At 45.0% G+C, this 8,763-nt stretch carries 8 protein-coding genes, 16 tRNA genes and 1 rRNA gene; 21 read left to right on the plus strand and 4 right to left on the minus strand.

The annotated features are described in order from the left end of the window. From ACFQ0C_RS11635 to ACFQ0C_RS11715, 17 genes are all read left to right on the plus strand, one after another. Positions 1-86 (plus strand): 23S ribosomal RNA (locus tag ACFQ0C_RS11635); the annotation flags it as partial. Positions 87-192: 106 nt separating this feature from the next. Beyond that, positions 193-268: transfer RNA gene (locus tag ACFQ0C_RS11640), tRNA-Asn, on the plus strand. A 4-nt stretch (positions 269-272) separates the two neighbouring features. Then, positions 273-361: transfer RNA gene (locus ACFQ0C_RS11645), tRNA-Ser, on the plus strand. A gap of 83 nt (positions 362-444) precedes the next feature. Continuing rightward, positions 445-520, plus strand: a tRNA-Val gene (locus ACFQ0C_RS11650). A 13-nt stretch (positions 521-533) separates the two neighbouring features. Continuing rightward, positions 534-610: transfer RNA gene (locus ACFQ0C_RS11655), tRNA-Met, on the plus strand. A gap of 32 nt (positions 611-642) precedes the next feature. Continuing rightward, positions 643-719 (plus strand) — tRNA-Asp (locus ACFQ0C_RS11660). 16 nt (positions 720-735) lie between these two features. Next, positions 736-811, plus strand: a tRNA-Phe gene (locus ACFQ0C_RS11665). Between the two features lie 10 nt (positions 812-821). Further along, a tRNA-Thr gene (locus ACFQ0C_RS11670) sits at positions 822-897 on the plus strand. A 20-nt stretch (positions 898-917) separates the two neighbouring features. Beyond that, positions 918-1,002, plus strand: a tRNA-Tyr gene (locus tag ACFQ0C_RS11675). Positions 1,003-1,009: 7 nt separating this feature from the next. Further along, positions 1,010-1,083: transfer RNA gene (locus ACFQ0C_RS11680), tRNA-Trp, on the plus strand. Positions 1,084-1,097: 14 nt separating this feature from the next. Beyond that, a tRNA-His gene (locus ACFQ0C_RS11685) sits at positions 1,098-1,173 on the plus strand. Positions 1,174-1,188: 15 nt separating this feature from the next. Next, positions 1,189-1,260 (plus strand) — tRNA-Gln (locus ACFQ0C_RS11690). A gap of 12 nt (positions 1,261-1,272) precedes the next feature. Continuing rightward, a tRNA-Gly gene (locus tag ACFQ0C_RS11695) sits at positions 1,273-1,347 on the plus strand. 8 nt (positions 1,348-1,355) lie between these two features. After that, positions 1,356-1,429 (plus strand) — tRNA-Cys (locus ACFQ0C_RS11700). A gap of 16 nt (positions 1,430-1,445) precedes the next feature. Continuing rightward, positions 1,446-1,534, plus strand: a tRNA-Leu gene (locus tag ACFQ0C_RS11705). Between the two features lie 18 nt (positions 1,535-1,552). Then, positions 1,553-1,629: transfer RNA gene (locus ACFQ0C_RS11710), tRNA-Arg, on the plus strand. Between the two features lie 27 nt (positions 1,630-1,656). Beyond that, positions 1,657-1,735, plus strand: a tRNA-Leu gene (locus tag ACFQ0C_RS11715). Positions 1,736-1,841: 106 nt separating this feature from the next. Here ACFQ0C_RS11715 and ACFQ0C_RS11720 read toward each other — a convergent pair. Further along, positions 1,842-2,795: a helix-turn-helix transcriptional regulator gene (locus ACFQ0C_RS11720; protein WP_379366894.1), complete on the minus strand. Its 954-nt coding sequence runs from the start codon at positions 2,793-2,795 to the stop codon at positions 1,842-1,844. A 118-nt stretch (positions 2,796-2,913) separates the two neighbouring features. Here ACFQ0C_RS11720 and ACFQ0C_RS11725 point away from each other — a divergent pair, with 118 nt between their 5' ends. Beyond that, a complete protein-coding gene (locus ACFQ0C_RS11725; RefSeq protein WP_379366896.1) occupies positions 2,914-3,789 on the plus strand; it encodes an SDR family oxidoreductase in 876 nt (291 codons plus the stop codon). A 54-nt stretch (positions 3,790-3,843) separates the two neighbouring features. Here ACFQ0C_RS11725 and ACFQ0C_RS11730 read toward each other — a convergent pair whose 3' ends face one another. Beyond that, a complete protein-coding gene (locus ACFQ0C_RS11730) occupies positions 3,844-4,068 on the minus strand; it encodes a hypothetical protein (protein WP_379366898.1) in 225 nt (74 codons plus the stop codon). A 75-nt stretch (positions 4,069-4,143) separates the two neighbouring features. After that, positions 4,144-5,181 (minus strand): polysaccharide deacetylase family protein, encoded by a 1,038-nt coding sequence (locus ACFQ0C_RS11735; protein WP_379366900.1) that lies wholly within the window; start codon positions 5,179-5,181, stop codon positions 4,144-4,146. A gap of 200 nt (positions 5,182-5,381) precedes the next feature. On the opposite strand from ACFQ0C_RS11735, the gene ACFQ0C_RS11740 reads away from it, so the two are divergent. After that, complete coding sequence (locus ACFQ0C_RS11740) at positions 5,382-5,717, plus strand: SANT/Myb-like DNA-binding domain-containing protein (RefSeq protein ID WP_379366902.1); 336 nt, start codon at positions 5,382-5,384, stop codon at positions 5,715-5,717. Between the two features lie 170 nt (positions 5,718-5,887). Here the strand turns inward: ACFQ0C_RS11740 and glpX are convergent, their stop codons facing one another. Continuing rightward, positions 5,888-6,856, minus strand: a complete 969-nt coding sequence (glpX, locus tag ACFQ0C_RS11745) for a class II fructose-bisphosphatase (RefSeq protein WP_258214829.1) — start codon at positions 6,854-6,856, stop codon at positions 5,888-5,890. A 265-nt stretch (positions 6,857-7,121) separates the two neighbouring features. Between glpX and ACFQ0C_RS11750 the strand changes: the two genes are divergently transcribed. After that, positions 7,122-7,748, plus strand: coding sequence for a helix-turn-helix transcriptional regulator (locus ACFQ0C_RS11750; protein WP_258214828.1), 627 nt, complete (start codon positions 7,122-7,124; stop codon positions 7,746-7,748). Positions 7,749-7,805: 57 nt separating this feature from the next. Then, entirely contained in the window at positions 7,806-8,606 is an 801-nt protein-coding gene (locus ACFQ0C_RS11755; protein WP_379366906.1) for a pyruvate, water dikinase regulatory protein, read from the plus strand. Positions 8,607-8,763: the final 157 nt, after the last annotated feature.

Here is an 8,763-nt window from a genome sequence, read left to right on the forward strand (position 1 = left end):
TGAAGACGACGAGGTTGATAGGTTCGGGGTGGAAGTGCCGCAAGGTATGGAGCTGACGAATACTAATCGGTCGAGGGCTTATCCATAAATATCTGCGATGTGTAATATCGTTAGAACAAAGCGTTGCTCGACGCTGCTTGTTTCGGATCTAGTTTTCAGGGTGCAAGCCTTGAATCATAGTTATGTTCCTATTCCCTGATAGCTCAGTTGGTAGAGCACTCGACTGTTAATCGAGTTGTCACAGGTTCGAGTCCTGTTCGGGGAGCCATTATGGAGAGGTGTCCGAGCTGGCCGAAGGAGCACGATTGGAAATCGTGTAGGCGTCACAAGCGTCTCGAGGGTTCGAATCCCTCTCTCTCCGTAGCAATTCTTTAGAAGTTATAAGGCCCGTTGGTCAAGTGGTTAAGACACCTCCCTTTCACGGAGGTAANATTACAATGATAGGGGCGCTTAGCTCAGCTGGGAGAGCATCTGCCTTACAAGCAGAGGGTCGGCGGTTCGATCCCGTCAGCGCCCACCATAATCAATTTTGCCGCGGGGTGGAGCAGCCCGGTAGCTCGTCGGGCTCATAACCCGAAGGCCGCAGGTTCAAATCCTGCCCCCGCAACCAATTTATCGAAGGATGTTACTTCGAACTAACGCGGAGCCGTGGTGTAGTGGCCCAACATGCCTGCCTGTCACGCAGGAGACCGCGGGTTCGAATCCCGTCGGCTCCGCCATTTTTAAAAATTAAAAGGCTCGGTAGCTCAGTCGGTAGAGCAGAGGACTGAAAATCCTCGTGTCGGCGGTTCGATTCCGTCCCGAGCCACCATTTTTATTAAGCCGTTGTAGCTCAACTGGTAGAGCAACTGACTTGTAATCAGTAGGTTGGGGGTTCAAGTCCTCTCGACGGCACCATGTTCTTTTCAACTCAATATGGAGGCTTAGTGAAGTGGCTAAACACGGCAGACTGTAAATCTGCTCTCATCGAGTTCGGTGGTTCGAATCCATCAGCCTCCACCATATTTATAGGGGCATAGTTTAAAGGTAGAACAAAGGTCTCCAAAACCTTTGGTGTGGGTTCAATTCCTGCTGCCCCTGCCATTATTTAAACCGTGGCGGTCGTGGCGAAGGGGTTAACGCACTGGTCTGTGGCTCCAGCATTCGTGGGTTCAAGTCCCATCGATCGCCCCATTATTCTTTATGTAATGGGGATTAGCCAAGCGGTAAGGCAACGGACTTTGACTCCGTCATGCCTAGGTTCGAATCCTAGATCCCCAGTTTTATAATTATGCGGAAGTGGCTCAGCGGTAGAGCATCGCCTTGCCAAGGCGAGGGTCGCGGGTTCGATTCCCGTCTTCCGCTCCATAAATTACGGCGCCATAGCCAAGCGGTAAGGCAGAGCTCTGCAAAAGCTCTATCCCCAGTTCGATTCTGGGTGGTGCCTCCATAATTTTTTTCCACTCGCCGGAGTGGCGGAATCGGCAGACGCACAGGACTTAAAATCCTGCGGTAGGTGACTACCGTACCAGTTCAAGTCTGGTCTTCGGCACCAAGTTTTATTACAGAAATTGCGCCCTTAGCTCAGCTGGATAGAGCGTTTGACTACGAATCAAAAGGCCGGGAGTTCGAATCTCTCAGGGCGCGCCATTTAATCTTCAAGATAAGCAATAATAAGCCGGTGTGGCGGAATGGCAGACGCGCGCGACTCAAAATCGTGAGGGAAACCGTGGGGGTTCGAGTCCCTTCACCGGCATCAAGAAACAAAAAAACTGTTTTTACAGGAGCGATTCTGTGAAAACAGTTTTTTTGTTTCCTTGTATTTTTTCAAAAGTTCAATCGACCCTCGTGACTAGTTGCTTTTAAATTTCATACATAGCCAGGGAATCTTGAAGTCGTGATATAACGGCAAGCCGTAGATCGTAAGGCTCATCTACTTTTAAATAAGGACTATAGCTCAATATAATTTCACAAGCAGATTCAATGGTATGGAAGTCCACAGATGCTAAGAGCCAGCCTGAATCAGCTGCAGGCCAGGTTTCTTTTACTTTCACATAGCGGGCTTGCTGAAATTGCGGCAGCAGATGCTCTTGAATTTTGACAATAGCAGGATAGTAAGGTAATGTTGCCTGGAATGCTTGAGTGGATTGCTCCCAATAGGTGGCAAGCTGGAAATCATCTGGACGGGTAAAAGAAATATCCATAATGCGTGCGCTATCAATTCGAGATATGCGGAAGGTGCGCATTTCTCCATTAGTACGAGCGACTAGGTACCAGATGCTTGCTTTTGCAACAAGACCTAATGGTTCTACAAGCCTTTCTGTTTTTGTTGTATTTTTCGGATACTCGATCATTAATTTCTTTTCATTCCAAATAGCTTCCTGAACAATGCCTAGATAAGGGAACGCTTCTTGCGATTGATGCCAGCCGGCACCATCCACATGGATACGTTCCCTCATAAATTCTGCATCCCTTTGTAAAGAAGGAGGCAGTGAGGCCAGCAGCTTAAGAAGTGCAGTGTCAAAGTTGCTTCGTAGCCCTAAATCGTTCATAATGCCCGATGAATTCATAAGAAGTAAAGATTGTATTTCTTCTATTTTTAAGCCGGTTAGATTAGTGCGATAGCCCTCAGACAAGCTCCAACCTCCAAAAGCTCCTCTAAATGCAAACACAGGTATTCCAGCTGCGCTCAGAGCCTCCATATCTCTCGCAATTGTACGTTCAGATACTTCCACCTTTTCAGCTAGCTGGCGAGTAGTCATTTTTCCATGATGCTGTAGGCATAATAATAATGTTAGTAGACGTTCCGCACGCATTATGTAATCCTCCTTTGCTAACTATTTTAGTCTACCATACAATTAAGACAAAGGATGACATATATGAACCCGTATAATCAAATGGAGATGAGTAAATCTGCTGTTAAGGAGAATGGATATGAAACCATTAGTCGGAAAAGTTGCTGTTGTTGCAGGCGGCACAAGAGGTGCAGGTAGAGGTATTGCAGTAATGCTAGGGGAAGCTGGTGCAACGGTATATGTGACGGGAAGAAGCGTGAGAGGAAATCCCTCTAGTATGGGAAGAGTGGAAACCATTGAAGAAACTGCAGAGATGGTGACGGCACAAGGGGGACAGGGTATTCCTATTCGTGTGGATCATACTGTCGAGGATGAGGTAAAAGAATTGTTTGAACGTGTGAAACGAGAACAAAACGGTAACCTAGATCTATTAGTAAATGATATATGGGGTGGAGATTCATTAACCGAATGGGGGCAAACCTTCTGGGAGCATTCGTTGTCAGATGGACTTCTAATTCAGCAGCTGGCCGTACAATCGCATATGATTACAAGCTTTTATGCAGCTCCCTTGATGGTGGAGAAGAAAAAGGGTTTGATTATTGAGATAACGGATGGCTTTGACTATCGATACCGTGGAAATTTGTACTACAGTCTCGCTAAAGTATCGGTGATACATCTTGCTGCATCAATGGCAGAGGAGCTTCGGCCTTATAATGTTACTGCACTATCTTTGAGTCCGGGTTTTCTCCGGTCAGAGGCAATGCTCGATTATTTTGGAGTAACCGAAGCTAATTGGCAGGATGGAGTGAAGAAAGACCCACATTTTATAATGTCGGAGACTCCATTTTATATTGGCAGGGCGGTTGCTGCTTTGGCAGCTGATCCGGAAATAAGCAAAAAAAACGGGATGATAACCACTACCTGGGGCTTATCCGATGAATATGGATTTAAGGATGTGGACGGTAGACATCCTCACTGGGGAAATTATGCGGAGGAGCAAGGGTTTTATAAATGATAAACGAATAATAGCGCAGCCCTCCCTTGTGGAAAGCCTGCGCTATTTGTTTTCTTAAAGCCGCGCATAATATTGATTCAAAGTATTTAGGATTTCCTCGCAATACACCTTTTCTTCCTCTGTACTTCCTTCGAATTCCTCGTCATTTTTTTGGATTTGTTCGAATCGCTGCACTAATGCATCGGTAACGAATTCAGCGCTTACTCCGTAATGCTTGACTATGGAAAATACGCCATCCAAATTATTATGGTTGTCGATGATTTCTGTCAGATGACTCATAAAAACGGGTTCCCCCTTACGCTTATTAATAGACATGATGTAGTTTGAGCGTTTTGGAATCATTTTATGTAACTGCTAGAGCTGTTTGGATACATGCAGCAAATCCGGCAATGTAACCAGTTGATAGCCCTTGGAGCGTAAGGACTCAATAATAGTGGGAAGTGCATTAACGGTTCCTGATAAGTCCTGGTTCGAACCACCACCAGAATGCTGAAGAATAATGGACCCAGCCTTGGCATTGGATAAAATATTGTTGGTCACTTGCTGCTGGCTCAATTGTTTCCAATCCAAGGAATCAACATTCCAGTTAACAACCACCAATTGATGCTCGGAAGCCCAAAGCAACTGACTCTCTGAAATTTCACCGTATGGAGGACGAAGAAGTTTGGGGGTATAACCGATTATATTTCTAAGTATTTTTTGCGTTTTATTAACTTGGGTGTGGTACTGTTCATCTGACAGCTTGGTAAGCAGTGCATGGTTGTAGGTGTGATTGCCAATAATATGGCCCTCCTTGACCATTCGTTTAACGACGTCAGGATGCTTCTCAGCAAGGCGGCCTACGATGAAAAATGTTGCTTTGACGTTATGTTTTTTCAAAACATCCAAAACCTGCGGAGTAAAGTGGGTGTCCGGGGCGTCATCAAAGGTGAGCGCTATTTTTTTGGAGTCTGAGGAGCCTTTGAGTAGAAGAAGATCCGGATACTTTTTAACCAATTGAGATAAGGTAAGACGCTTACCACGGTTGTTTTGCTGGGAAGTTGCAGTGTGAGCAGGCTTTTCTTGTTTGACTGGTTTTTTGGCTTGAGGTACGGGCGGTGGCACCGGTTCAGGCTGGGGAGCTGCTTGTTCCGGTTGAGCTTGAGCTCGCGGCTGTCCATTATCTACAGGAGGAATTCCAGGGATTGGCCACTCCGGAAAGCGGACCAAAGGATCGAGTGGAACCGTTGACTTGGACTCTGTGGTTTTAATGGTTGGGTCGGGGGCTTCCACCTGCTGGGGAGGTATCCCATTGGAATTTTGTTTTAATTTAGGTTGAAATGTGCAGCCGGTGAGGGCTAATCCAAGGATACTAAGTGATAAAATTGCATGCAAACAGGATAGTGGTTTCATAAATACGGCCCCCTTCTCACGATAGATGCTATTAGTCTTCGTGATAGGAGACCAGATTATCCGTTGGAGCCATAATTAAGCTAGCTAATATTTACTTAACATTTATACCGAATTTTCTTAATAAATTTGTTATATAATAATTTAGAAAATATTTGAAGTGAAGTATACTTGGTCTAGTTTGTTCGAAAGGAAGAGCTTTGGTGGAATTAAAGAAAAAGGGTTGGAGTACGTGGGAAGATGAATTCATAAAGAAATATTATCCTTCAGGGGATATCCAAGAGATCCTTCAGCATCTCCCGAACCGAAGTATAAAAACGATAAAAGATCGGGCTTATAGACTGGAAGTTAAAAGGGAACGAGGAGAAAAACAAAGTATCGGGCTGATTTCAATTTGTAAAAATGAGGAATCATCTCCGGTGATGATGAGTTTTTACAGATACTTGTATCTAGTTAAGACTAAAGTGAATGAAACAGGTGTTAAACCGGATATGGATCAGTTATTGCGGGCTTTTCGGGATGCATATTGTAATTCTTGAACAATGACCATCCCCATGATAAACGTCAACGAGTGATAAGTATCGCTGAGTATTACCATGGGGATGAATAACGCATAGATGAAATTTAAAGCAAGACATAGAACATCCGCCTTCGGGGACCGTAAGGTTCTGGACTAAAGCCAGATGAAGGCAGATTGAAAGCAACAAACTTACAGATCACCAAGCAACGGTTTGTTAGGAAGGTAATGAATAGTGCGGATGAAACGAACTGTTTTTGTTTTCGCTCTCATGACAATGGAATGTGTCTCTGCACGCTGATTGCCTAAGTATTGAACTCCCCCTAGAAATTCCCCTGGTGTTATTCCTGTGGCTGCAAAAAATACATCTTGAGTACCAATCATATCGTCCATCGTTAATAGTTTTAAGGGGTCCTTTAATCCCATTTGACGGCATCGTTCAAGCTCTTCTTCATTAGACGGCATAAGACGTCCCAGTAATTCACCACCTAAACAGCGCAGCGCTGCTGCGGCTAACACGCCTTCTGGCGCCCCTCCCGATCCTACATACAGATCAATACCTGATTCTGACAGAGCAGGGGCCATGGCTCCAGCTACATCGCCATCGCTTAGTAGTTTAATACGCACACCTACACGGCGAAGTGTCTGGATATGATCTTGATGACGTTCCCGATCCAGAATCATGACGGTTAAGTTGCTTAATGGTTTATCCAGATGCTGGGCAGCCTTCTGTAAAGTCACTTCAAGCGGGTCATCAAGCTGAAGTTTGCCAGTTAGGGCGGGACCTACAGCAAGCTTGGCCATATACATATCAGGGGCATGAAGGAGGCAGCCCTTGTTCGCCATTGCTATGACAGCCAGTGCGTTATTCAATCCCTTAGCAACGAGATCCGTTCCCTCTAAGGGGTCTACAGCAATGTCTACCTCCGGTCCCTGACCGTTGCCAACCTGTTCTCCGATATAAAGCATTGGAGCCTCGTCCATCTCTCCTTCACCTATAACTACAGTGCCTTGAACCGACACGGAATCGAACATAGTTCGCATAGCTGTTGTTGCGGCTCCGTCAGCTTGATTTTTATCTCCCCGTCCCATCCATTGAGCTGCAGACAAAGCGGCTAATTCGGTGACTCTGACAATTTCCAATGCTAATTCTCTTTCCATGATAAGTCCTCCCAGAACCATTATTTAAAATATAAGTTACACATCATTTCAACTATAGTATAATTATTTCATATAAAGTGCGCAACAAATAGGGATTATAAAAGGTATATTTGTGTATTTTTTAGGAATATAATGTACTCTATATCAATGTAACCTATTATTTATACAAATAAAACACTTTTTTTGATACAATAGATGTAATGAACACAAATAAGATAAGATTTGCGACAGGGAGGTTTCGGTCATCGAACTGACAGCTCGTCAATTGCATATTGTGGAACTGGTTAAACTGCATGCGCCGATCACAGGAGAGCAGATTGCCGAGATGCTTGGTTTAAGCAGACCAACGCTGCGTTCCGACCTTGCTTTGCTGGTTATGCTCGGCTATGTTGATGCAAAGCCCAAAGTGGGATATACACCCGGCTCGGAAATATCATCGGGAAGTCAGGCATCCCGTAGACTAAAGGCCTTAAAAGTGAAAGATGTTAAATCGATACCAGTAATAGTAAAGGAAACATCCTCGGTTCATGATGCTGTGGTGTCCCTTTTCATGGAAGATGTAGGGAGCTTAATCGTGGTCGATGAAGAAAGCTGCTTGTCTGGAGTTATTTCCAGAAAAGATTTATTGAAATTTACGCTCGGAAATACAGCTGCAGCATCAATGCCTGTCAGTATGGTTATGACGCGTGAGCCGAATGTGATCCACGTAGAGGCCGAGGAATTAGTTATAGATGCTGCACGTAAAATGATGCACCATCAAGTAGATAGTTTGCCGGTTGTTATTCGTTCTCAGGCAGATTCCAGCCCGGGCCGCAGCCGATGGGAAGTAGTAGGCCGTGTGAGTAAGACGACAATGACGCAAATTTTGCTGGAGCTAGCTACAGAACCTTAAAATAGGGAAGAGACTCTTTGGCGAAATTAACAACCATGAAAGAAGGAGTATGAACGGATGAAAGATCAGCACTATGAGATTACCATTTGCTCGGATTCCGTAGGTGAAACTGCCGAGGCAGTTGTGAAAGCGACGATCCGGCAATTTGACGCACATCAAGTTACAACAAAGCGTATCGGCCATATTAAGCATGAAGATGAGATTCGGACCATTATGGAGTCAGCTGCAAGCCGAGGCGGTTTTGTCGCTTATACTCTTGTCCAGCCTGAGCTTCGCGAAATGATGCGCGAGGAAGCGATCCGTTTGGGAGTTCGTGCTGTGGACATCATGGGACCGATGATGCAGGCATTCATCGACACCTTCAATGATTCGCCGAAGCGTAAGCCCGGGCTGCAGCACGAGATGGACGATGACTATTTTAAGCGTGTCGAAGCGATTGAATTTGCAGTCAAATGTGATGATGGCCGTGATACGAGTGCATTGCTGAAGGCCGAAATCGTTCTGATCGGCGTATCCAGAACATCAAAGACTCCGCTTAGTATTTTTTTGGCTCATAAAGGGCTGAAAGTAACGAATCTGCCGCTTGTTCCTGAGGTGAAACCGCCTAGAGAGCTATTTATGCTGCCGGGTTCGCGGATTGTCGGTCTTACTATGGATCCGGACAAGCTGTTAAAAATAAGAACGGAACGGTTAAAAGCGGTTGGTTTGCCATTTGGCGCGAAGTATGCGGCTATGGAACGGATTATGGAGGAGCTCGACTACGCGCAAAAGCTGATGAATCAAGTAGGTTGTCCTGTTATTAATGTGACAGATAAGGCGATTGAAGAAACTGCCGGTATTATTATGGGTTATTTGTGACCTTAATTTATATATAAGATAGAGCATGGACTGCCGTGAGGGCGAGCCATGCTTTTTTTGCATATATAGCGTACTATGTCAATAAGCTTTAAACTGACTTTTGAGTAACTCAAACACACCTAACCTTAAAAATTTTTAAAAATTAGTTAGCAACTGA

The organism is Paenibacillus sp. GCM10027630, assembly GCF_042676305.1.
Taxonomy (GTDB): Bacteria; Bacillota; Bacilli; order Paenibacillales; family NBRC-103111; genus Paenibacillus_S.